This is a genomic window from Enterobacter sp. PP-008-ECC_S150, from assembly GCF_045257065.1.
GTDB classification, from domain to species: domain Bacteria; phylum Pseudomonadota; class Gammaproteobacteria; order Enterobacterales; family Enterobacteriaceae; genus Enterobacter; species Enterobacter chengduensis.
The window spans coordinates 149678-172134 of sequence record NZ_JBJHHG010000008.1 but is presented as its reverse complement, the minus strand read 5'-3'; the positions used below and the strand labels follow the sequence as shown (position 1 = coordinate 172134).

Sequence of the window (22457 nt, the reverse complement as noted above, 5' to 3'; positions counted from 1 at the left end):
CAGAACACCTTCTCCTTGCAGGAGAAGGTGTGTTGATTATTACCGGCGACGGTAGTTCTTCTGCGCCGTGTTCACCTTATACAGATACCGGCGGGATTCCGCTGACGGGTGGCGGGTGGTCAGGGTGGAGTAGACATCCCCCGGCGCCATGCTGTTGATGATGTTGGCAGCCTGCACTTTGTCATTCGAGAAGACGCGCAGCACGCTGCCCGCGCCGCCGTTATAGGCGGTGATCACCGCATAGCGGCGTGACGTTGGGTTATCAATTCCGCTCAGGTAGACATTGTTCAGCATCGCCAGATAGGCCGTACCGGTATCAATGTTGCTCTGGGGATCGAACAGATAGCTGCGGCTCGGCGTGCCGGATTTCCCCTGCGCGCGGAAGACGTCTTTACCGGCGCTGTGCTGCACAACCTGCATCAGCCCCAGGGCGTCGGAACGGCTTACCGCGTAAGGGTTGAACGACGATTCGGTCTGCATAATCGCCAGGATCAGCGACTCGTCCACGCCGTACTTGCGTGACGCCTGACGCACCATCCCAATGTACTTATGCGCACGCTTGTCGAGGTGGTTCGGGACGAGGTTGATGGTGACGCTGTAGATAATCTTCAGGCCGTTAGAGCGGCTCTTCAGGCGCGTCTGCAGCAGATAGTCGGCAAACTTCGTGGCGCGGCCTTCCCAGCGGATCGGCTGACCGGTCTGATCGACGACCTGGCCGTACAGGAACGGCTCTTTCGAGATGGTGATATCGTCGGCATCGGAGTAGAGATCGATTGAGCCCGGATCGTCACCCATCAGCAGGGTTTTGATAATCGCCTGACGCAGTCGTGCCGCAGGATCGGTGCCTGCGATGGTCTCAATGGTGATCGTACCCTCATCAAAGTTGATGTGGCTACGGGTCAGATAGGCGTCGGTGTACTTAACGTAGTCCTTCGGTCCGGCAATAAGAACTTCGTTAAATCCCCATATGTTCTCGATGTTGTGGGCAAACTGCCCCATCAAAATGTCAAAACCGTTGGTGTCCTTGATCCAGGCTTCGTTGTAATCCTCGCCTTTTTTTGACGAACACGAGACAAGCAACGGCGCAACAAGGGCTAGCGCTAAAAGTTTTTTCATCATTCCGGGAGTGCGTGTTGTGTTTGCTTAGTCGTTGCTGTTGCCCGGCGGCGCTGCGCTTGCACGGGCCTACGGTTTTGTAGGCCGGGGTAAGCGCAGCGCCACCCGGCAACAGCGGCGCGATACTATTTTTCCGGTGGCGTATAGCCTTCGATGTGCACGTCTTTACCCTCAAACAGGAAGCTCACCATCTCCTGCTCCAGCAGCTTGCGGTGTTCCGGGTTCATCATGCTGAGCTTTTTCTCGTTGATCAGCATGGTCTGCTTTTTCTGCCACTGTCCCCAGGCCTCTTTGGAAATCTCGTTATAAATTCGTTTACCCAGGTCGCCCGGATAAAGCTGGAAATCCTGGCCTTCAGCGTCGCGCTGCAGGAAAGTACAAAAAATCGTTCTGGCCATACTCATTCCTCTTTTTCTTGTCGATGCTAAATCATTGCACCGGCACGTAATTGCTGTAACAGGCGCTCCACGGGAGCCGCCAGCCCGACTGATGGCGGTTGCGCTAAGTTATACCAGAGAGCGCTGCCTTCATCCATGCACGAGGCAAAGGAGGACACGGGAAGCCACATCGGCACAATATCCAGATGGAAATGGCTGAAGGTATGGCGAAACGCGGTCAGCTGCGTCAGGTTATCGGCAGCAATCCCGCGCTGTTTAAGCCATTCACGCAGCAGGTCTTCATTTTCAAACTGTGGGAAGCAGTATAGACCACCCCACAGGCCGCTCGGTGGACGCTGGGCGAGGAAGACCTCGTCGCCGTGCTGCATCAGCAGCATATAGCCGGTGCGCTCCGGCAGCGTCTGTTTGGGTTTCTTACCCGGATACTGCGCCCACGAATGGTTGGCGTACGCCACGCAGAGGTTACTCACCGGGCAGAGTTCGCATTTCGGCTTCGAGCGCGTGCAGACCATTGCGCCGAGATCCATCATCGCCTGGTTAAAACGCTCGACGCCGTTCGCCGGGGTGACCGCTTCGCTGATTTCCCAAAGGCGTTTCTCAACGTCCTTCTTCCCCGGCCAGCCGTCGACGGCGTAGCAGCGCGCCAGCACGCGCTTCACGTTGCCGTCGAGGATCGGGAAATGCTTTCCTAAAGACAGGGAGAGAATGGCGCCCGCGGTGGAACGTCCTACGCCGGGTAGGTCTGCTACTTCGTCGAAGGTTTCCGGGAATTTTCCGTTGTGGCGCATGGCGACCTGCTGCGCCGCCTTGTGAAGGTTGCGCGCGCGTGCGTAATAGCCAAGACCGGTCCACAGGTGCAGCACCTCATCCAGCGGCGCGTTGGCGAGATCGGTCACCGTCGGGAAGCGCGCCATAAAACGCTCGAAGTAAGGGATCACCGTGGCGACCTGCGTTTGTTGCAACATCACCTCGGAGAGCCATACTTTGTACGGCGTTTTTTCAATTTGCCAGGGCAGGGTTTTGCGCCCGTATTTGTCGTACCAGTCCAGCACCTGGGCTGAAAATTGAGAGGCTTGCATGGTCATCGATTCGCATAATCAGGGACGCAGATTGCAGCACAGCGCCAATCTGCTGTAAACCGGATCTTTCCCATGCTTGCATAGACGCCTTAACTTTGGATAATGCCCGTTTCCCGAACATTCTCACAAGCAGACAACTCTTTTATGAAAAACGACGTCATTTCACCGGAATTTGATGAAAACGGTCGCCCGCTGCGCCGTATTCGCAGCTTTGTCCGCCGTCAGGGCCGCCTGACAAAAGGGCAGCAACACGCGCTGGACAGCTACTGGCCGGTGATGGGCGTTGAGTTCAGCGAGCAGCCTCTGGATTTTAGCGAGCTGTTTGGCCGCGACGCACCCGTCACGCTGGAGATCGGTTTCGGTATGGGCACCTCGCTGGTGGCCATGGCGAAAGCGCGACCGGAGCAGAACTTCCTCGGTATCGAAGTCCACTCCCCGGGCGTGGGTGCATGCCTGGCAACGGCCCATGAAGAGGGCGTTGAGAACCTGCGCGTGATGTGTCACGACGCGGTGGAAGTGCTGCACAAAATGATTCCTGACAATTCTTTAACCATGGTTCAGCTCTTTTTCCCTGACCCGTGGCACAAAGCGCGTCATAATAAACGCCGTATCGTTCAGGCGCCGTTTGCCGAGCTGGTAAAAAGCAAGCTGAAGCTGGGCGGTGTCTTCCATATGGCGACCGACTGGGAACCGTATGCGGAACATATGCTGGAAGTGATGTCGTCGCTGGACGGTTACAAAAACCAGTCGGAAAGCAACGACTATGTACCGCGTCCGGAATCGCGTCCGGTAACGAAATTTGAACAGCGTGGCCATCGTCTTGGTCACGGTGTATGGGACTTAATGTTCGAGAGGGTGAAATAATGGCAAAGAATCGTAGCCGTCGTCTGCGTAAAAAAATGCACATCGAAGAATTCCAGGAAGTGGGCTTCTCCGTTGCGTGGCGTTTCCCGGAAGGCACCAGCGTTGAGCAGATCGATCGGGACGTGGACGCGTTCATCAACGAGGTGATCGAGCCTAACAAGCTGGCCTTCGACGGTAGCGGCTACCTGGCCTGGGAAGGTCTGATCTGCACCCAGGAAGTGGGTAAATGCACCGAAGAACATCAGGCCCTGGTGCGTAAATGGCTTGAAGACCATAAGCTCGAAGATGTCCGCGTCAGCGAACTTTTCGACGTTTGGTGGGACTAATAAAGCAGTAAGGGGCCAGCATTAGCTGGCCCATTTTGTCTGAGGGAGTGTTTAAGATGCGCAAAACGTTGCTGGCTGTTGCTTTGATGGCAACCGGATTTACCGCCCATGCGGATTATCAATGTAGCGTCACCCCGCGTGATGACGTGGTGTTGAGCCCGCAAACCGTGCAGGTCAAAGGCGAGAACGGCAATCTGGTGATTACGCCGGAAGGAAACGTCACCTATAACGGCAAGCAGTACAACCTGACCGCCGCACAGCGTGAGCAGGCGAAAGATTATCAGGCCGATTTGCGTACCGCGCTGCCATGGATTAATGACGGCGCGCTGACGCGCGTCGAAAAGAGCCGCGTCGCGCTGGATAAGATCATCACCAAAGAGGTGGGTGAGAGCAGCAACATGCGCACCCGCCTGACCAGGCTGGACAAGCAGCTTAAAGAGCAGATGAACCGCATTATAGAGACGCGCACCGACGGCCTGACGTTCCACTACAAGGCGATCGATCAGGTGCGTGCTGACGGACAGCAGCTGGTGAACCAGGCGATGGGCGGCATCCTGCAGGACAGCATCAACGAGATGGGCGCCAAGGCGGTGCTGAAAGGCGGCGGTAACCCGCTGCAGGGCGTGCTGGGCAGTTTAGGCGGCCTGCAAACCTCCATTCAGAACGAGTGGAAGAACCAGGAAGATGATTTCCAGCAGTTCGGCAAAGACGTGTGTAAACGCGTGGTGTCGCTGGAAGATAGCCGGAAGGCGCTGGTGGGGACGCTGAAGTAAGATCTCTGCGCGCTGGGCCCCTCACCCTATCCCTCTCCCCAAAGGGGCGAGGGGATGGTTTGCTCCCTCTCAGGGGGTACGGTCCGGGGACATGGTAGACAGGTGTTCGGGGACATGGTGAACACTTTTTAACATCCTTTACCCATGGTCATCGGCTGTTTCTTCAGGTCGATCATCCCCGCACTCTGCCAGCCTTTCCCTCAGCCGGCAGAACGGGATGCAAAATCCTGAATCAGCCTTCAGGAATCTTCGGCGAGGAACAGCTCAAGAAGGGAGTTTAAAAACAGTTTGCCGTGCTCGGTGATCTGCCAGTATTCCTCGCTCTCGGTGAGATATCCCTGAGCCAGCGCCTCGTCGATCTGCGGGCGAATCACCGACTCCGGCAGCCCGGTGTAACGGGTAAACTCCGCGCGCGGCGCGGCTTCCAGCAGGCGGAAGCGGTTCATAAAGAACTCAAACGGCTTATCCGCCGCCTCGACGTCGTGCTGACGCTCCAGGTAGCGGCCTTCCATATACCCGCGCGGGTGACGGGTTTTGGCGGTGCGCAGAATGCGCCCGTCCGGGAAGGTCACCTTGCCGTGCGCGCCGCAGCCAATCCCCAGATAGTCGCCGAAGCGCCAGTAGTTCAGGTTGTGCTGGCACTGGTAGCCCGGCTTCGCATAGGCGGACGTCTCGTACTGCTGGTAACCTGCGGCGGTCAAAAGCCTATGGCCCTGCTCGAAGATATCCCACAGCGCGTCGTCGTCCGGCAGCACCGGCGGGCGCGAGCCAAACAGGGTGTTGGGCTCGATGGTGAGCTGATACCACGACAGGTGCGGCGGGTTCAGTTCAATTGCCTGGCGCAGATCGTCCAGCGCCTCTTCGAGCGACTGGTCCGGCAGGCCGTGCATCAGATCGAGGTTAAAGCTGCGAAGATTAAGCCCCGTCGCCAGGTGTGCCGCGCGCTTTGCCTCTTCCGGGCCGTGAATGCGCCCCAGGCGCTTTAGCTTCGGCTCGCTAAAGCTCTGCACGCCGATAGAGATACGGTTCACGCCCGCGCGCTGATAGTCGACAAAACGGTCGGCCTCAACGGTGCCGGGGTTAGCCTCCATCGTAATCTCCGCATCCGCCGCCAGGTTCAGGCGCGCGCGCACGCCGTCCAGCAGCGTTTGCATCGCCGGGCCTGACAGCAGGCTCGGCGTACCGCCACCAATGAAAATGGTCTTAACTTCACGTCCCTGTGCGTAAGGTACATCGGCGTCCAGGTCGGCCAGCAGATGCGCAACGTAGTCATCGTGCGGCACTTCGCCCTTCAGCGCGTGCGAGTTGAAATCGCAGTACGGGCACTTCTGCACGCACCACGGGATGTGAATATACAGACTCAGAGGCGGCAAATTAGCCATTACGCAGTGCTTCCAGTAACAGTTTCAGCGCGCGTCCACGGTGGGAAATCGCGCTTTTCTCTTCGCGGGTCAGTTCCGCAGCGGTTTTGCCCTCGGTCGGGACAAAGAAAATCGGGTCGTAGCCAAAGCCGCCGTTGCCGGCCGCTTCACGGGTAATCACGCCCGGCCAGCTGCCGTGGCAGACGATAGGGGTCGGGTCTTCCGCATGACGCAGATAGACCAGCACGCAGTGGAACTGCGCGGTGCGCTGATCGTCAGGCACGTCCTTCAGGGCGACAAGCAGCTTTTCCAGATTCTGCTGGTCGGTGGCGTCAACGCCGGAATAGCGCGCAGAGTAAATCCCCGGCGCGCCGCCGAGAAAATCCACTGCCAGGCCAGAGTCATCGGCAATCGCGGGCAGGCCGGTAATCTGCGCCGCGTGGCGCGCTTTCAGGATCGCGTTTTCGATAAACGTCAGACCCGTCTCTTCGGCGGACTCCACGCCAAGATCGGTTTGGGCGACCACGTCCAGCCCAAAATCATTTAATAGCGAGGCCAGCTCGCGCACTTTACCGGCGTTGCCGGTCGCGAGAACAACTTTCTGCATGGTTTAGTCCTGTTCTTTCAGAGCCGCGACTTCCGTCGGGATAGCTTGCGGATTGAGGATTTTTACCTGTTTATGTCGCCCAAGTTCACCTTTTTCAATGATGACCTGGCTTTTGGCGACGCGAAACTGTTTTGCCAGATATTTGGTCAGATGGGCGTTAGCCTGGCCGTCAACCGGCGGGGCGGTGATGGCGACCTTTAACTCGTCGCCATGCAGCCCAACAATACTGTCGCGGCTGGCTTTGGGCTGAATATACAGCCGCAAAACCAGCCCGTCAGCGCAGGTGCTTACTGCACTCATAGCGCCATCCACAGCCCCGGCAGCAGCATGTTGCCCGTAGACTGTAACAGTTCAGCGATCCCCATGTTGATCACATAGAGCAGCAGAACCAGGATCATCGGCGAAAAATCGATGCCGCCCATGGACGGAAGCAGATTACGGATCGGACGCAGCAGCGGCTCGGCCAGCTGAATCAGGGCGTACTCCACCGGGCTACGCCCCTGGCTCACCCAGCTCATGATCGCCATGACCAGCAGCACCCAGAAAATCAGCAGGCCGACGGTTTTGATCAGAATCAGGACGGCAGCAATCCAGATAATCGGCTGGAAGGTGATGACCATAAACAGCACGATGGCTTTGATCACGCTGAGAATAAACGCCACCAGCAGAGACGAACTGTCAATGGGGCCCATGGCCGGGATAATGCGGCGCAGCGGCCCGACAACGGGCTGCGTGATTTTCACGACAAACTGCGAGAACGGGTTGTAAAAGTCACAGCGGGCCCACTGCATCCAGACGCGCAGCAAAAGCGCCATCGTATACAGCTCAAGCACAGTTGAGAGCAGGAAAGTCAACGTCTTCATGGCGTTCCTCAGGTTTCCTTATTATTTTGAGTAGTCGCGCGCACCGAAAATAGCCGTGCCGATGCGCACCATAGTGCTGCCTGCCGCGATGGCGGCTTCCATATCATCCGACATGCCCAGAGAAAGCGTGTCTACCGTTTCATAGCGCGCTTTAAGCGCCTCAAATGCTACAGCCATTTGCTGTGCCACGGCAAACTGCCTTTCATAACTTGACTCAGGGGCCGGAATGGCCATCAGCCCGCGCAGGGTTAAGCGCGGCAGTTCGGCCACCTCTGCTGCAAGCGCGTCCAGCTCGCTCAGCGCAATGCCGGACTTGCTGTTCTCGTCGCTGATGTTGACCTGAATCAGCACGTTAAGCGCAGGCATCTCTGCCGGACGCTGGTCATTCAGACGGGTAGCAATACGCAGACGGTCAATGGTGTGGCACCAGTCGAAGTGCTCTGCCACCAGACGGCTTTTGTTCGACTGCAGGGGGCCAATAAAGTGCCACTGCAGATTCGTATTCCCCTGTTCCTGGAAGTGGCGAATTTTATCCACGCCTTCCTGAACGTAATTTTCACCAAACGCCCGCTGGCCTGCATTAATGGCTTCTGCGATGGCGCTCGCAGGCTTGGTTTTGCTGACTGCAAGCAGCGTAATTTCTTCTGAAGCCCGCCCGCAACGCGTTGCGGCGGCTGAGATTTTGTCCCGGACCTGTGCCAGGTTATGCGCAATGTCGTTCATTTTCCGAGGAGTAGTCTATGGATGTGGAAGAAATTGTGGCCCTTAGTGTAAAGCATAACGTCTCCGATCTACACCTGTGCAGTGATTCGCCACCGCGCTGGCGAAGAACGGGCCGGCTTGAGCCCGCTCCCTTTCCGCCTCCTGACGTGGGGGCATTATTAAAGACGTGGCTCAACGATGAGCAGCAGGGGATATGGTGGGCAAATGGGCAGGTGGATTTTGCCGTGACGGTGGCGGGAGGCCAGCGCCTGCGCGGCAGCGCCTTTAAGCAGATGCGCGGCGTTTCTGTGACGCTGCGGCTGTTGCCGCGTACCTGCCCGCAGCTCGCTTCGCTGGGGGCACCGCGGGCAGTCCCGGAACTGTTGTGCAGTGACGCCGGGCTGATTCTGGTCACGGGGGCGACCGGCAGCGGCAAGTCCACGACGCTGGCGGCGATGGTCGATTTTCTCAACCACCATACTGACGGGCATATCCTCACGCTTGAGGATCCGGTGGAGTTTATCTACCAGAGCGAACGTTGCCTGATCCAGCAGCGGGAGATAGGTCAGCACAGCCCGTCATTTGCCGACGCGCTGCGCAGTGCGTTGCGCGAGGATCCGGACGTGATTCTGCTTGGGGAGCTGCGCGACAGCGAAACGATCCGCCTGGCGCTCACGGCGGCGGAAACCGGGCATCTGGTGCTGGCGACGCTACACACGCGCGGGGCATCGCAGGCGATCGAGCGGCTGGTGGATACGTTTCCGGCGCAGGAGAAAGACCCGGTGCGTAACCAGCTGGCCGGCAGCCTGCGGGCGGTGCTGGCGCAGAGGCTGCTTCCCGATCTCCAGGGCGGGCGCGTCGCGCTGTATGAACTGCTGGTGAACACCGGCGCGGCGGCGAATCTTATTCGTGAAGGAAAAACGTGGCAGCTGCCCGGCATTATTCAAACCGGTCAGCAGGCGGGAATGCAGAATTTTGACCAGAGCCTGGCGGAGAGGCGGGCGCAGGGGCGGCTGTAGGCCCCTGTGCTTAAAAGCCCTGCTCGAAATAGCTTTCGAGGATGATGACGGCTGAAGCGGAGTCCACGCTGCCTTTGTTGAGCGCCCGGAATCCACCGTGCTCGAACAGACCCGCACGCGCTTCGACGGTGCTGAGACGCTCGTCGTGCAGCTTCACGGAGACGCCAAAGCGGCCATGGATTTTATTGGCGAACTTACGCGCCCGGGCGGTCAGCGGCTGTTCCGTGCCGTCCATGTTGAGCGGTAACCCGACAATCACGTCATCCGGCTGCCATTCTTTGAGCAGACGTTCGATAAGGTTCCAGTCCGGCGTACCGTCGTTGGCCTTGAGGGCCGTAAGCGGACGCGCGGTGCCGGTGATGCGCTGCCCCACGGCGACGCCAATGCTTTTGGTGCCAAAATCAAAGGCCAGAAGCGTTCCGCTCATCAGGCGTGCCCCGCTACGCCAGGCATGGTCAGGATATCAATGCCAATCAGCTTCGCCGCGTCACGCCAGCGATCGGCAATAGGGGTTTTAAACAGGATATTCATGTCCGCAGGCGCGGTCAGCCAGGCGTTATCGAGGATCTCTTGCTCAAGCTGGCCTTTCTCCCACGACGAATAGCCCAGCGCCACCAGCACTTCAGAAGGCTGTTCTGCGGTGCCCAGCGTTTCGAGCACGTCGCGCGAGGTGGTAATGACGGTGTTGTCCGAAATGCGAATGCTGGAAGAGAACACCGGCGGCGTATGCAGGATAAAGCCGCGATCTTCTGCAAGAGGTCCACCCAGCATCACGGGTTTATCGAGCCGGATTTCCGGCAGTCGCGCGTCCGCCGGGATTTTCAGCTTGTCCAGAATGCCTTCAACCTGAAGATTTTCGAGCGGTTTATTGATGATAATGCCCATCGCGCCGTCTTCGTTGTATTCACAGATATAAACCACGGCGCGGCGAAAAATCGGGTCCTGGAGAGCAGGCATGGCAATAAGAAAGTGATGCTGTAAATTCATTGTCAGAGGTACTGTTTCCTGGTTTAAAAAGCGACAGCGCCCAGTATGGGGACAAACTCAGGCGCTGTCACTAATAGAGTATTGTAAGGTTATTTCTGTAAGCGTTTTTCGATAGCGTCCATCAGCATTCCGGTGATCGAGATCGGGAATTCCGCTTCAATTTCGCGAATGCAGGTTGGGCTGGTGACGTTCACTTCGGTCAGACGATCGCCGATGATGTCCAGACCGACGAAGATCAGGCCTTTGGCTTTCAGCGTCGGGCCAACGCGGCGGGCAATTTCCCAGTCGCTTTCGGTCAGCGGGCGCGGCTCGCCGCGGCCACCGGCCGCCAGGTTACCACGGGTCTCGCCACCCTGCGGGATACGCGCCAGGCAGTAAGGAACCGGTTCGCCATCTACTACCAGCACGCGCTTATCGCCGTCTTTGATCGCCGGAATATAGTTCTGCGCCATGCAGTAACGGGTGCCCAACTCGGTCAGCGTTTCGGCAATCACGCCAATGTTCGGGTCGCCTTCCTTCACGCGGAAAATCGACGCGCCGCCCATGCCGTCCAGCGGCTTCATGATAATGTCGCCGTGCTTCTGCCAGAATTCTTTCAGCTGCGCCTTGCTGCGGGTCACCAGCGTTTCCGGCGTCAGGTCAGAGAACCAGGCGGTGTAGAGCTTCTCGTTGCAGTCGCGCAGGCTCTGCGGCTTGTTGACGATCAGCGTGCCTTTCTCTTCGGCACGTTCAAGAATATAGGTGCAGTAGATGTATTCGGTGTCGAACGGCGGATCTTTACGCATCAGGATGACGTTGAGATCGGCAAGCGCAATGTCCTGCTCGGTGCCGAATTCGTACCATTTGTCGTAGTTCTGCTCGACGTTAACGATACGGGTGCGCGCGCGGGCTTCACCGTTGATCAGGTAAAGATCGTTCATCTCCATATAGTGGAGTTCATAGCCGCGACGCTGCGCTTCCAGCAGCATGGCGAAGCTGGAATCTTTCTTGATGTTAATGTTTGCGATGGGGTCCATCACGATGCCGAGCTTGATCATGTTCTTCTCCGTTAATGCTTCAACCCAGATCGCCAAACCGTACCTGTAGCGCGGTAATGGCCGTGAGTGCCGTTGTCTCAGTGCGCAGAACGCGAGGTCCCAAAAGAATATCAGTAAACTGGTAACGTGCCGTCATTGCAATTTCATCCGCCGACAGGCCGCCTTCGGGGCCAATCAGCAGGCGTACGCGCTCAACGGGCAGCGGCAGCGTATTGATGCTGGCGCTGGCGCGCGGATGAAGGTTGAGCTTCAGCCCACTGTCCTCTTCTGCGCACCAGTCCTCCAGATCCATCGCCGGGCGGATCTCCGGAATACGGTTGCGGCCGCTCTGCTCGCACGCCGCAATGGCAATTTTTTGCCACTGCTGGATCTTTTTGTTCAGACGTTCCGCATCCAGTTTAACGCCACAGCGCTCAGAAAAAAGTGGCGTAATGAGGCTTACACCCAGTTCAATGGATTTCTGGATCGTGAACTCCATTTTCTCGCCGCGCGACATCACCTGCCCCAGATGGATGTGCAGCGGTGATTCACGATCGTCCACTTCACCACGCAGGACGTTAACGTGGACGCTTTTTTTATCAGACCGCGTGATTTCCGCGTCAAAAACCTGGTTCGAGCCGTCGAACAGCTGTATGGCCTGACCGGCCCCCATCCGCAGCACGCGGCCAACGTGGTTAGCGGCGTCATCAGACAGGGCGATTTCGCGGCCTGCGGTAATCGGTTCAGGATGGTAGATGCGGGGAATGCGCATAGTCAGAAATTCCATGTGTCATGCGAGATAAGCGAATTGCCGTAGTGTAGGTTAGCTCTTTTGCGCCTGGCAAGCCCGCTGGACGTAAGGGTTGTGATTCCCCTGGACCCTGGCGATACGTTCGTCGCGCTGGCATTCCCACTCCGTCACCGGGTACTGCTTGTCCCAGGCGTTGAACAGCTGCGTCTGCTGACGGGAGAGGTTGAGGTCGTAACGGTCACGCATATAGAAGTAGGTGCGGGCGATACTGCCGCGCGCGCGGGCAGGAGGCTCGGCGACTTTCTCTTTAAAATCAACCTTCATACCGCACTGGCCGTACTGGCCTTCGCCACCGTTCCACTGGCCATACATGAAATTACCCCGGTCGCCGTTCACTTCACCCACGGCGGGCTGCAGGTTATGCATATCGCTTTCCATCTGGCGATAAACCGGATCTTTGGCGCAGTTTTTACGTCCACCATCCTGCCAGCACTGGCGCTGGTGGCCGAACTGCCATGCCGGAACGACATGCTCCCATTCGATGCGGCTGGCGCGGTTTTCGTTTTTACGCACCTTATAGCCGCAGGACTCAAGGTCAACCACCCCTTTTTTACCCTGCCAGTTAATTTTACAGCCGCAGTAGAAATCGCCCGGCACGTCGGCGTTCACCTTCACGCCAGCCGCCTTGGCCTGGGAAAAACTGTTGATACCGTCGGCCAGCGCGTGGCCGGAAAGCGCCGTCGTCAGAAAGGCGACCGCGAGAGAAATATTACGGGACATCTTACACTCCGTGTCAAAACGAGCCCGCAACGTAACGAATGTTGTTCCTGTATGCAATCAGTCAGATCAGGAAAGTTCCTGAAAGTTCAGATGATTATTCCGCCACCAGCGGCTCGCCGCATTTGACGCAGCGGTAGGTGGCCTCGCCGCGCACCACGCGATTATGGCGGCGGACGGTAAGCTGGTGCTGCTGACACTGGCAGCGATAGGGGAAGGTATTGCGGCGCACCGATTCCAGCTCAAACTGATGGGTCCGGCGTGCCGGTACGCCGAGCACCGCTTCCATCATCCACTTCCACTCTTTTCCGTGGGGGGCGACGCGTCCGAAGTGTTTCCACACCAGCAGATGGGCCAGCTCGTGCGGCACCACTTCCTCAATAAACGCCTGCTGGTTTTCCATCATCAGCACCGGGTTCAGGCGGATCTCGTACGATTCCAGCCAGGCGGTGCCCGCCGCGGTGCCGCGCTGTTGATAAACAACCTTAGGTTCAGGGTAACTGCGGCCGAGCTTCAGGTCCGCCTGGGCGAGCTTTTCCCGCAGGCTGCGCATAACGGCCTGCTGAAGGGCGATGGGGAGACGGGGTGCTTTCATAGGGGCAGAGCATAAAGCGCGAAGCGGGGAGGCGCAAGCGGCGCCTCCCGCATGAGGATCAGTCGTGGGCGCCGATTTCGCGCAGCGGACGACCTTTCATCAGGTTACGTTCAATATGTTCCAGCGAAACGTGCTTGGTTTCTGGAACCAGCCAGATGGTCAGCACAATAAAGAAGATGTTCAGACCGGCGTAGACCCAGAAGGTGTTCGCGTTGCCCAGGGTGTTGAGCATGGTCAGGAACGTTGCGCCGACGATCATGTTGGCAATCCAGTTGGTTGCGGTAGAGCAGGTGATACCAAAATCACGCCCCTTCAGCGGCTGGATCTCAGAGCACAGTACCCAAATCAGCGGACCGGCGCTCATTGCAAACCCGACGATAAACATCAGCAGCATGCCAACGGCAAAGTACTGGGCGGTTGGTGAGTGAATGCCCACATGCATCATGGTCCCGAGCACGCCCATACCGGCCGCCATCACCAGGAAGCCCAGCGTCAGGGTAGGCTTGCGTCCCCAGCGGTCCACCAGGCCGATAGCGATAAAGGTCGCCAGCACGTTGGTCAGGCCGACGATAACGGTGCCCCACATCTGCTCGGTGGTGTTGGTATAGCCCGCCAGCTCAAAGATTTTCGGCGCGTAGTACATGATGACGTTCATCCCGGTGAACTGCTGCATCACCTGAAGCAGCACGCCGAGGAACACCGCGCGGCGGAAGTTGCTGTTCTCTTTAAAAAGCGCCCAGCCGGACTGCTTCACCTTCAGGCTTTCGCGGATCTCTTCCAGCTCGTTTTTCGCTTCCGCGCTGGTGTCGCGCAGGCGCATCAGGACGCGCTCGGCATCGTGGAATCGGCGTTTGGCGGCAAACCAGCGCGGGCTGTCCGGCAGGAAGAAGACGCCAATCAGCAGCAGAATAGCCGGGATGATGATCACGCCAAGCATCCAGCGCCATGCGCCGCTGTAGCTGAACGCGGTGTCGGAAAGGTACGCGCCCAAAATACCGATGGTGATCATCAGCTGGTACATGGAAATCATGCTGCCGCGAATTTTCTCTGGCGCGATTTCGGACAGGTAAAGCGGGGCGGTATAGGACGCCACGCCCACGGCCAGGCCGAGCAGCACGCGAGAAACCAGCAGGACCTCAACGTTAGGCGCTGCGGCAGAGAAGAGTGAACCGGCAACGAACAGGATCGCGCCGATCATCAGGCTCTTTTTACGTCCGAGCTTGAAGGAGAGCCAGCCGCTGCCGACGGCCCCGACGGCAGCGCCAAACATCATCGAGCTGACCACCCACTCCTGGGTGTGAGCGCTGATCCTGAATTCGTCAGTGATGAAAGGTAACGCACCGGCAATCACGCCGATATCCAGGCCAAAAAGCAATCCTGCCAGGGCGGCGAGGAAACAGACGAAGAATGTCATCGCCTTGTTGGACGTACGCCCCTGTTTTTTATTGTCAGGCATTATGCCCTCCAGTTGGGTTATCAGTTTTATTGATGTTAAGGGTAGGTGAGTGACCCGTAAAAATATGTGAGATTAATCACATAGGTGTAATCGGTTACACTCGTGTGCAACCGTAAATAAAATTAAAGCCTTGAAAATATAGAGGTAAATGAGGTGATACGCATCGCGAAAGGACACATTTCAGACTTAACTGAAAGGGAATGTAACAGCATAAGAAATGGCATCACGCAAAGAGATTATTCTGAAAGCGGGATATATTCGGCATGGTGTAAGCGGTTTCAAACATTGCCAGGTGGCGGCTGCGCCTTACCCGGCCTACAAAAGCTCCGTACCCCGTAGGTCGGGTAAGGCGCAGCCGCCACCCGACACAAAAAAAGCCAGCACAAAGGCTGGCTTTTTTAACGCGCGTGTCAGTCGATTATTTCAGACCGGCAGCTTCACGCAGCAGCGCCGCTTTGTCGGTTTTTTCCCATGGGAAATGTTCACGACCAAAGTGACCGTATGCCGCGGTTTCTTTGTAGATTGGGTGCAGCAGATCCAGCATCTGAATCAGGCCGTACGGACGCAGGTCGAAGAACTCGCGCACCAGCAGCGTCAGCTGTTCTGAAGGCACTTTCTCGGTACCGAAGGTTTCAACCATGATGGAGGTTGGCTCAGCCACGCCGATAGCGTAGGAAACCTGGATCTCACAGCGGTCAGCCAGACCGGCAGCAACGATGTTTTTCGCTACATAACGTGCCGCGTACGCCGCAGAACGGTCAACTTTAGACGGATCTTTACCAGAGAATGCACCGCCGCCGTGACGCGCCATGCCGCCGTAGGTATCCACGATGATTTTACGACCGGTCAGGCCGCAGTCACCCATTGGGCCGCCGATAACGAAGCGTCCGGTCGGGTTGATGAAGAATTTGGTCGCAGAGCTCAGCCATTCGGTCGGCAGCACCGGCTTGATGATCTCTTCCATCACCGCTTCCTGCAGGGATTTCTGATCGATATCTTCAGCGTGCTGGGTAGACAGAACCACCGCGTCAATCCCGACGATTTTGCCGTCGTCGTACTGGAAGGTGACCTGGCTTTTCGCATCCGGACGCAGCCACGGCAGGGTGCCGTTTTTACGCACTTCTGCCTGACGCTGCACCAGACGGTGTGCGTAGGTGACAGGGGCTGGCATCAGCACGTCGGTTTCGTTGGTTGCATAGCCGAACATCAGGCCCTGGTCGCCCGCGCCCTGTTCCAGCGGATCGGCACGGTCAACGCCCTGGTTGATGTCTGGAGACTGTTTGCCAATCGCGCTCAGCACCGCGCAGGAGTTGGCATCAAAGCCCATATCAGAATGCACATAGCCGATCTCACGCACCGTGTTGCGGGTGATCTCTTCGATATCAACCCATGCGCTGGTGGTGATCTCACCGCCAACCAGAACCATGCCGGTTTTGACATAGGTTTCACACGCGACGCGCGCTTTTGGATCCTGCGCCAGGATCGCATCCAGCACCGCATCGGAGATTTGGTCAGCAATTTTATCAGGATGTCCTTCTGATACGGACTCGGACGTAAACAGGTGTTTTGCCATGTTTTATTTCACCTAAGAGGAATTTGGTTAGCTCAAGCTGCTGTGTGGATTAGCCAAAGGAGATAATTCTACCAAGGCCTGCAGGTTTTTGACACTGGCAGTATGAGTGTTAATCAGTATAGATGGATTAACATCTGGATGGCTATTTTAGGTCACTTCTTCGCCCGATTTCCAGTTTTTTTTGACTTACCTCTCACTGAGTTGAAAACACCGCTGGAAATATTTCCTGACGCTGCTGCCAACATGCGCATTTTTATTTTGCTTTTTAGCGGCCTTCTCGGTATAAAACGCGGCGCGCGGCTCATACAAAAAAAGCGCTCGATGAACTCATCGTGTCGCCACTTCCAGCCGGGTTGAGCAGTGAACTTTTAGCTTTGGCTTGGGGTCCGTTTCAGCAGAGGCGGCCGTGGAGGTGATACGAGATAATGAACCATCGTTTTCCGCTAATTCAGCGCTGCCGTTCTGGCGCGCATTTGATTCCCGCAACCCGCATTTCTAGTCTGCAAACCTGCCGATGTTATACCCATCTCGGCGCTTCTCAGGATTCCAGGGCCGGTCACGCTTTGTGAAAACTGAACAAGGGCGCTCTTGTTAATACAAGAGTTTTCTCGTGGTTTCGCCGAACCTTGTCATACAGAGTTCGGATACGTGTTTTACAATGATATGAATAAGAAACCGGTCGCACGGTCTGGATTTCAGCATACTCTGCTGGGAAACGGAGCCGTTTATGGGTTGTTATCGCCGTATAACGCTGCGATAGTAGTCAACTGTTTTACACTTAATACAAAGAGTTGAGGTTCGCTATGTCTGACGACATGTCTTCTTTTTCGCCTTCGTCAGCGGGCGAACAGGGTGTACTACGTTCTATGCAGGAGGTTGCGATGAGCTCCGAGGAAGCCAGCAAGATGCTGCGCACTTACAATATTGCCTGGTGGGGCAATAACTACTACGACGTCAACGAACTGGGCCACATCAGCGTCTGCCCGGATCCGGACGTCCCTGAAGCGCGCGTGGACCTTGCTAAGCTGGTGAAAGCCCGTGAAGCTCAGGGCCAGCGTTTGCCTGCACTGTTCTGCTTCCCGCAGATCCTGCAACATCGCCTGCGTTCGATTAACGCCGCGTTCAAGCGCGCGCGTGAATCCTACGGCTATAAGGGCGACTACTTCCTGGTTTACCCGATCAAGGTGAACCAGCACCGCCGCGTGATTGAATCCCTGATCCACTCCGGCGAGCCGCTGGGGCTGGAAGCGGGCTCCAAAGCGGAGCTGATGGCGGTTCTGGCCCATGCGGGGATGACCCGCTCGGTGATCGTCTGTAACGGCTATAAAGACCGTGAATACATTCGTCTGGCGCTGATTGGCGAGAAGATGGGCCACAAGGTCTATCTGGTTATCGAGAAGATGACTGAAATCGCGATCGTGCTGGAAGAGGCTGAACGTCTGAACGTGGTGCCGCGCCTCGGCGTGCGTGCGCGCCTGGCGTCCCAGGGGTCCGGTAAATGGCAGTCCTCCGGCGGCGAAAAATCCAAGTTTGGCCTTGCGGCAAACCAGGTGCTGCAGCTGGTGGAAATTCTGCGCGAGCGCGGTCGTCTGGACAGCATTCAGCTGCTGCACTTCCACCTCGGCTCGCAGATGGCCAACATTCGCGACATCGCCACCGGCGTGCGTGAATCCGCCCGTTTTTACGTTGAGCTGCACAAGCTCGGCGTGAATATTCAGTGCTTCGACGTGGGCGGCGGCCTGGGCGTGGACTACGAAGGGACCCGCTCGCAGTCTGACTGCTCGGTGAACTACGGCCTGAACGAATACGCCAACAACATCATCTGGGCGATTGGCGATGCCTGTGAAGAGAACGGCCTGCCGCACCCGACGGTGATCACCGAATCCGGTCGCGCGGTGACCGCGCACCATACGGTGCTGGTCTCTAACATTATCGGCGTTGAGCGCAGCGAAACCACCGAAGCGACGCCTCCGGCAGACGATGCCCCGCGTTCCCTGCAGAGCATGTGGGAAACCTGGCAGGAGATGCACGAGCCGGGCACGCGCCGCTCCCTGCGCGAATGGCTGCACGACAGCCAGATGGATCTGCATGACATCCACGTCGGTTATTCCTCAGGCACCTTCAGCCTGCAGGAGCGCGCGTGGGCGGAGCAGCTCTATCTGAACATGTGCCACGAAGTGCAGAAGCAGCTCGACCCGAGCAACCGCGCGCACCGTCCGATTATCGACGAGCTGCAGGAGCGTATGGCGGATAAGATCTACGTCAACTTCTCGCTGTTCCAGTCGATGCCGGATGCCTGGGGTATTGACCAGCTGTTCCCGGTTCTGCCGCTGGAAGGGCTGAACCACGCTCCGGAACGCCGCGCGGTGCTGCTGGACATCACCTGTGACTCCGACGGCGCAATCGACCACTACGTTGATGGCGACGGTATCGCCACGACGATGCCAATGCCGGAATACGATCCGGAGAACCCGCCGATGCTGGGCTTCTTTATGGTTGGGGCGTATCAGGAGATCCTCGGCAACATGCACAACCTCTTCGGCGATACCGAAGCGGTGGACGTGTTTGTCTTCCCTGACGGCAGCGTGGAAGTGGAGCTGTCCGACGAAGGGGATACCGTGGCGGACATGCTGGAATACGTTCAGCTTGATCCGAAAACCCTGCTCACGCAGTTCCGCGACCAGGTGAAAAACACCGGTCTGGACGATGCGCTGCAGCAGCAGTTCCTGGAAGAGTTTGAAGCGGGTCTGTACGGGTACACCTACCTGGAAGACGAGTAACCGCTGATGCCCGGTGGCGCTGCGCTTACCGGGCCTACGAATGTAGGCCGGATAAGGCGAAGCCGTCATCCGGCAGAATGCTATACTCACTTGAACCCGCATGCATTACCGGCGATAATTCGCCCCAATTAGCGATTTACGAATCAATCCCTTCCTCGTCGGGTTTAACGACGCGGAGGGGATTTTTTTTCATCTTTTTTTAATGTATCGACTTTAAAAGAGGTCAGGACATGAGCACTTTAGGTCATCAGTACGACAACTCTCTGGTATCTAACGCGTTTGGTTTTTTACGCCTTCCGATGAACTTCCAGCCGTACGACAGCGACGCTGACTGGGTGATCACCGGCGTGCCGTTCGACATGGCAACGTCAGGCCGCGCGGGCGGTCGTCATGGCCCGGCGGCGATCCGTCAGGTCTCCACTAACCTGGCGTGGGAGCACAACCGCTTCCCGTGGAACTTCGACATGCGCGAGCGCCTGAACGTGGTGGACTGCGGTGACCTGGTGTACGCCTTTGGCGACGCGCGCGAGATGAGCGAGAAGCTGCAGGCGCACGCCGAGAAGCTGCTGGCTGCCGGTAAGCGCATGCTCTCCTTCGGCGGTGACCACTTCGTGACCCTGCCGCTGCTGCGCGCCCACGCAAAGCACTTCGGTAAAATGGCGCTGGTACACTTCGATGCGCACACCGACACCTACGCGAACGGCTGCGAATTTGACCACGGCACCATGTTCTTCACCGCGCCGAACGAAGGCCTGATCGATCCGAACCATTCCGTGCAGATCGGCATTCGCACCGAGTTCGACAAAGACAACGGCTTCACCGTGCTGGACGCGGGCCAGGTGAACGATCGCGGCGTGGACGACATCATCGCGCAGGTGAAACAGATCGTCGGCGATATGCCTGTCTATCTGACCTTCGACATCGACTGCCTGGATCCGGCCTTTGCGCCTGGCACCGGTACGCCGGTGATCGGCGGCCTGACCTCAGACCGCGCCATCAAGCTGGTGCGCGGCCTCAAAGACCTGAACATTGTCGGTATGGACGTGGTGGAAGTGGCGCCTGCCTATGACCAGTCCGAGATCACTGCGCTGGCCGCAGCGACCCTGGCACTGGAAATGCTCTACATCCAGGCTGCCAAAAAAGGCGAATAAGCCCTACGCGCTGAGTGCTGCTGCGCGATGCATGCGCAGCAGCAATATTCCGCCCGCCAGCAGGGTAATTCCCTGCGACACGATCAGCACCGAAAAACCTGAACTCACCGACCCCGCCGATTTCATCACTATCCCCATCAGCAGCGGAATAAACGCCGCGCAAATATTCCCAATCCCATTAATGATGCCGTATGCGCTACCTACCGCTTCCCGCGCGGCGTGGTGCTGTAGCACCGCGGGTATCGCGGCACCCTGAAGTCCCCAGAACATGTTGGCGGACAGCATAAACAGCGCCAGCCATGCGGGCTGATGGCTGAGCATCAGCGCAACTACGGACAGCGTCGTCAGCGCTCCGCCCACCACAAACAGTACCGGTGCCTGCTCCGGGCGCATTTTGTCGAGCAGCACGCCGCCGAGGAACTTAGACCCCAGGCTCAGAAGGAAGGGAATGGCCGCAAGCATTCCCGTGGCCTGCAGCGAGAAGTGATGCTCGTCGCGCAGCCATGCGGGCAACCACGCGCTGCTGCCCCACAGATAGCTCAGCGTGGCGATTTCAACCAGCAGGATCCAGCCCAGCAGCGGCGTTTGCCAGGCAAGCATGAAGGTCTGCATAAGCCCCGGTTTTTTCAGCTTTATCGGATTTTCTGGCGCGGGCAGAAAGCGCCAGATTAACCCGCCGCCCAGCAGCAGATTGACTGCCGCCAGCGCATAGAACGAGCCGGCCCAGCCGAGATGGGCCATCAGCCAGGTGACCAGCGGAAAACCCACCGCCAGCCCGAGGGAAACGCCCAGGGCGGTCACGGCGTTGGGCTTGCCGATCTCCTCTGCGCGAAAGTTCTCGCTGATAAAGCGCGTTTTCATCGAAAAGAGCGGCCCTTCGGCAATACCCAAAATCACGCGGGCGATAAGCATCCCCATCAGCGAGCCCAGCAGCGGAGAAACTGCGCAGACCACGGCCCAAACCGCAATGCTGCTTAATAATCCCTGCCGATAATGGAGCTTGCTTTCAATAACTGGTGTTAATAATAAAGCCGAAAAACCATAACCCAGCAGAAAGCAGGTCATCAGCATTCCCTGTAACATTCTGTTTTCATTTAGCTGAAAATGTTCGGCAAATTCCGGATTTAAAATCATTATCGAGATATTTACCCGATCGACGTAGGAAATAATAATGAGTAATAACAGTGCAATTGTGCCTTGCCATCTTGCCGTCATAAATCCTGCCTTGTGCGCGCGGTTATTTATATTTTTATCTGAGTGATTGTCACGGAGCTAAAATGGTTCGCCTGTGAAACTCATTGTTTATTAAAAATAAAATAAAAATGAGTTTCACAGGTGAAACGCGGTGCTCTGCAACTCTTTTATTTTTAAGGAAGAAAAAGAAAAGAAGTCAATATCTCTTTCTTTAAATTTAAAACCATCGATAAAACGTATTCATTCACGCTGCAATAATGAAAATTTCATATCGCTGCATTTTTTCGTGATCCTTTGCACACTTAGTTAATTAATTGCCCATTAATTAACAAATTCGTCACATTGTCGCTTGACGAAACATTCACCGCTTTTATATTGACCGTATTAAATAAGAAACAGAGTTTCATATATGAAACAAAAGCCTGGAGGATCGTGATGAGCTGGATAGGCGTATGTGACGCAGAACAAGTACAGGAAGATTTCCCTTTTAGCGGCAACGTCGACGGTAAGGAGATCGGCGTTTACCTGATTGACGGCGAATATTACGCGCTGGAAGACGTATGCCCTCATGCCTATGCGCTGCTGAGCCAGGGCTTTGTGGAAGATGGCAAAGTAGAGTGCCCGCTGCATGAGGCGGTGTTTGACGTCAAAACCGGCCAGTGCCTCCACGGCCCGGGCGGCCGCAACCTCAACCGCTACCCGGTTCGGGTCTTTGAAAATCAAATTCAGATTACCTTCGTCGAGGAGACCGTGGCATGAGTGACACCCTGAACTACAACCCGGCGCTGCCGGAAAGCCGCCAGTTTACCCCGCCAGCCGAGGGCGGTAACGGTGCCATTCATAAGCCGGGTGAGTACCAGAACCTGATCTGGCAAACCCGCAGCCGCGTGCCGGAAAGCTGGGAGGTAAATCTCATTGCCACGCTGGAAGAACTCTTTGAGCAGGGCGTTGAAACGCTGCCGGAGCTGGTTAACGGCCTAAACGCGGTGCGCATGCATGACCAGCAGGGGGAGCCGTGGAGCGACGCCAGCTTCCGGGCTTTCTTACAGGTAAACGGCTACTGAGGACA

General features: G+C 57.0%; 27 protein-coding genes. 10 read left to right on the top strand and 17 right to left on the bottom strand.

What is annotated here, in order from left to right:
* Positions 1 to 39: 39 nt before the first annotated feature.
* The 3 genes from mltC to mutY form a co-directional block, all read right to left on the bottom strand.
* Complete coding sequence (gene mltC / locus ACJBF3_RS11365; RefSeq protein ID WP_045329300.1) at positions 40 to 1116, bottom strand: membrane-bound lytic murein transglycosylase MltC; 1077 nt, start codon at positions 1114 to 1116, stop codon at positions 40 to 42.
* A gap of 125 nt (positions 1117 to 1241) precedes the next feature.
* Positions 1242 to 1514 carry an oxidative damage protection protein gene (locus ACJBF3_RS11360; RefSeq protein ID WP_023309138.1) on the bottom strand — a complete coding sequence of 91 codons (273 nt, stop codon included), beginning with the start codon at positions 1512 to 1514 and terminating at the stop codon, positions 1242 to 1244.
* A 26-nt stretch (positions 1515 to 1540) separates the two neighbouring features.
* The gene (mutY, locus tag ACJBF3_RS11355; protein ID WP_173860535.1) at positions 1541 to 2593 is read right to left on the bottom strand and encodes an A/G-specific adenine glycosylase; all 1053 of its coding nucleotides are present in this window, start codon (positions 2591 to 2593) and stop codon (positions 1541 to 1543) included.
* Positions 2594 to 2737: 144 nt separating this feature from the next.
* Between mutY and trmB the strand changes: the two genes are divergently transcribed.
* From trmB to ACJBF3_RS11340, 3 genes are read left to right on the top strand one after another with little or no spacing between them, the layout of a single operon-like run.
* Positions 2738 to 3457 carry a tRNA (guanosine(46)-N7)-methyltransferase TrmB gene (gene trmB / locus ACJBF3_RS11350; protein WP_045329297.1) on the top strand — a complete coding sequence of 240 codons (720 nt, stop codon included), beginning with the start codon at positions 2738 to 2740 and terminating at the stop codon, positions 3455 to 3457.
* A complete protein-coding gene (locus ACJBF3_RS11345; protein ID WP_045329295.1) occupies positions 3457 to 3783 on the top strand; it encodes a YggL family protein in 327 nt (108 codons plus the stop codon). The genes trmB and ACJBF3_RS11345 overlap by 1 nt, the downstream gene beginning before the upstream one ends.
* A gap of 56 nt (positions 3784 to 3839) precedes the next feature.
* Positions 3840 to 4556 (top strand): DUF2884 domain-containing protein, encoded by a 717-nt coding sequence (locus tag ACJBF3_RS11340; RefSeq protein ID WP_045329292.1) that lies wholly within the window; start codon positions 3840 to 3842, stop codon positions 4554 to 4556.
* A gap of 239 nt (positions 4557 to 4795) precedes the next feature.
* Here the strand turns inward: ACJBF3_RS11340 and hemW are convergent, their stop codons facing one another.
* The 5 genes from hemW to ACJBF3_RS11315 are packed head-to-tail and all read right to left on the bottom strand — an operon-like array spanning position 4796 to position 8110.
* Positions 4796 to 5938, bottom strand: coding sequence for a radical SAM family heme chaperone HemW (hemW, locus tag ACJBF3_RS11335; protein WP_045329291.1), 1143 nt, complete (start codon positions 5936 to 5938; stop codon positions 4796 to 4798).
* Positions 5931 to 6524, bottom strand: coding sequence for an XTP/dITP diphosphatase (locus ACJBF3_RS11330; RefSeq protein ID WP_045329290.1), 594 nt, complete (start codon positions 6522 to 6524; stop codon positions 5931 to 5933). The genes hemW and ACJBF3_RS11330 overlap by 8 nt, the downstream gene beginning before the upstream one ends.
* Before the next feature lie 3 nt (positions 6525 to 6527).
* Positions 6528 to 6824 carry a DUF167 family protein YggU gene (gene yggU / locus ACJBF3_RS11325; protein WP_032643337.1) on the bottom strand — a complete coding sequence of 99 codons (297 nt, stop codon included), beginning with the start codon at positions 6822 to 6824 and terminating at the stop codon, positions 6528 to 6530.
* Entirely contained in the window at positions 6821 to 7387 is a 567-nt protein-coding gene (locus tag ACJBF3_RS11320) for a YggT family protein (RefSeq protein ID WP_045329288.1), read from the bottom strand. Before ACJBF3_RS11320 ends, yggU begins: the two co-directional genes overlap by 4 nt.
* 21 nt (positions 7388 to 7408) lie before the next feature.
* Entirely contained in the window at positions 7409 to 8110 is a 702-nt protein-coding gene (locus ACJBF3_RS11315) for a YggS family pyridoxal phosphate-dependent enzyme (RefSeq protein ID WP_045329287.1), read from the bottom strand.
* 17 nt (positions 8111 to 8127) lie between these two features.
* Here ACJBF3_RS11315 and ACJBF3_RS11310 point away from each other — a divergent pair, with 17 nt between their 5' ends.
* Positions 8128 to 9108: a type IV pilus twitching motility protein PilT gene (locus ACJBF3_RS11310; RefSeq protein ID WP_045329286.1), complete on the top strand. Its 981-nt coding sequence runs from the start codon at positions 8128 to 8130 to the stop codon at positions 9106 to 9108.
* A 10-nt stretch (positions 9109 to 9118) separates the two neighbouring features.
* On the opposite strand, the gene ruvX is transcribed toward ACJBF3_RS11310, so the two are convergent.
* The 8 genes from ruvX to metK all read right to left on the bottom strand — a co-directional run bounded on the left by ruvX (position 9119) and on the right by metK (position 16263).
* Positions 9119 to 9535 carry a Holliday junction resolvase RuvX gene (ruvX, locus tag ACJBF3_RS11305; RefSeq protein ID WP_021242076.1) on the bottom strand — a complete coding sequence of 139 codons (417 nt, stop codon included), beginning with the start codon at positions 9533 to 9535 and terminating at the stop codon, positions 9119 to 9121.
* Positions 9535 to 10095, bottom strand: a complete 561-nt coding sequence (locus ACJBF3_RS11300; RefSeq protein WP_045329285.1) for a YqgE/AlgH family protein — start codon at positions 10093 to 10095, stop codon at positions 9535 to 9537. The genes ruvX and ACJBF3_RS11300 overlap by 1 nt, the downstream gene beginning before the upstream one ends.
* A gap of 89 nt (positions 10096 to 10184) precedes the next feature.
* Positions 10185 to 11132 (bottom strand): glutathione synthase, encoded by a 948-nt coding sequence (gene gshB, locus ACJBF3_RS11295; protein WP_045329321.1) that lies wholly within the window; start codon positions 11130 to 11132, stop codon positions 10185 to 10187.
* A gap of 19 nt (positions 11133 to 11151) precedes the next feature.
* The gene (gene rsmE, locus ACJBF3_RS11290; RefSeq protein ID WP_032643329.1) at positions 11152 to 11883 is read right to left on the bottom strand and encodes a 16S rRNA (uracil(1498)-N(3))-methyltransferase; all 732 of its coding nucleotides are present in this window, start codon (positions 11881 to 11883) and stop codon (positions 11152 to 11154) included.
* Positions 11884 to 11934: 51 nt separating this feature from the next.
* Positions 11935 to 12642, bottom strand: a complete 708-nt coding sequence (endA, locus tag ACJBF3_RS11285; protein ID WP_032643327.1) for a deoxyribonuclease I — start codon at positions 12640 to 12642, stop codon at positions 11935 to 11937.
* Positions 12643 to 12736: 94 nt separating this feature from the next.
* Positions 12737 to 13234, bottom strand: a complete 498-nt coding sequence (locus ACJBF3_RS11280; RefSeq protein WP_045329283.1) for a SprT family zinc-dependent metalloprotease — start codon at positions 13232 to 13234, stop codon at positions 12737 to 12739.
* 58 nt (positions 13235 to 13292) lie between these two features.
* Positions 13293 to 14690 (bottom strand): galactose/proton symporter, encoded by a 1398-nt coding sequence (gene galP, locus ACJBF3_RS11275; RefSeq protein WP_045329281.1) that lies wholly within the window; start codon positions 14688 to 14690, stop codon positions 13293 to 13295.
* Positions 14691 to 15108: 418 nt separating this feature from the next.
* The gene (gene metK / locus ACJBF3_RS11270) at positions 15109 to 16263 is read right to left on the bottom strand and encodes a methionine adenosyltransferase (protein ID WP_008499745.1); all 1155 of its coding nucleotides are present in this window, start codon (positions 16261 to 16263) and stop codon (positions 15109 to 15111) included.
* A 138-nt stretch (positions 16264 to 16401) separates the two neighbouring features.
* Between metK and ACJBF3_RS11265 the strand changes: the two genes are divergently transcribed.
* The 4 genes from ACJBF3_RS11265 (at position 16402) to speB (ending at position 20194) form a co-directional block, all read left to right on the top strand.
* Positions 16402 to 16620, top strand: a complete 219-nt coding sequence (locus tag ACJBF3_RS11265) for a hypothetical protein (protein ID WP_139156891.1) — start codon at positions 16402 to 16404, stop codon at positions 16618 to 16620.
* A gap of 306 nt (positions 16621 to 16926) precedes the next feature.
* A complete protein-coding gene (gene yqgB / locus ACJBF3_RS11260; RefSeq protein WP_127312443.1) occupies positions 16927 to 17058 on the top strand; it encodes an acid stress response protein YqgB in 132 nt (43 codons plus the stop codon).
* An 8-nt stretch (positions 17059 to 17066) separates the two neighbouring features.
* A complete protein-coding gene (gene speA / locus ACJBF3_RS11255) occupies positions 17067 to 19043 on the top strand; it encodes a biosynthetic arginine decarboxylase (protein ID WP_008499744.1) in 1977 nt (658 codons plus the stop codon).
* 230 nt (positions 19044 to 19273) lie between these two features.
* Positions 19274 to 20194 (top strand): agmatinase, encoded by a 921-nt coding sequence (speB, locus tag ACJBF3_RS11250; protein ID WP_014071686.1) that lies wholly within the window; start codon positions 19274 to 19276, stop codon positions 20192 to 20194.
* 3 nt (positions 20195 to 20197) lie between these two features.
* Here the strand turns inward: speB and ACJBF3_RS11245 are convergent, their stop codons facing one another.
* A complete protein-coding gene (locus ACJBF3_RS11245) occupies positions 20198 to 21409 on the bottom strand; it encodes an MFS transporter (RefSeq protein WP_045329275.1) in 1212 nt (403 codons plus the stop codon).
* Between the two features lie 414 nt (positions 21410 to 21823).
* Here ACJBF3_RS11245 and ACJBF3_RS11240 point away from each other — a divergent pair, with 414 nt between their 5' ends.
* Both ACJBF3_RS11240 and ACJBF3_RS11235 read left to right on the top strand, forming a co-directional pair.
* Complete coding sequence (locus ACJBF3_RS11240) at positions 21824 to 22147, top strand: non-heme iron oxygenase ferredoxin subunit (RefSeq protein ID WP_003860044.1); 324 nt, start codon at positions 21824 to 21826, stop codon at positions 22145 to 22147.
* The gene (locus ACJBF3_RS11235) at positions 22144 to 22452 is read left to right on the top strand and encodes a recombinase-like helix-turn-helix domain-containing protein (protein WP_045329274.1); all 309 of its coding nucleotides are present in this window, start codon (positions 22144 to 22146) and stop codon (positions 22450 to 22452) included. Before ACJBF3_RS11240 ends, ACJBF3_RS11235 begins: the two co-directional genes overlap by 4 nt.
* The last annotated feature ends 5 nt before the right edge of the window (positions 22453 to 22457 follow it).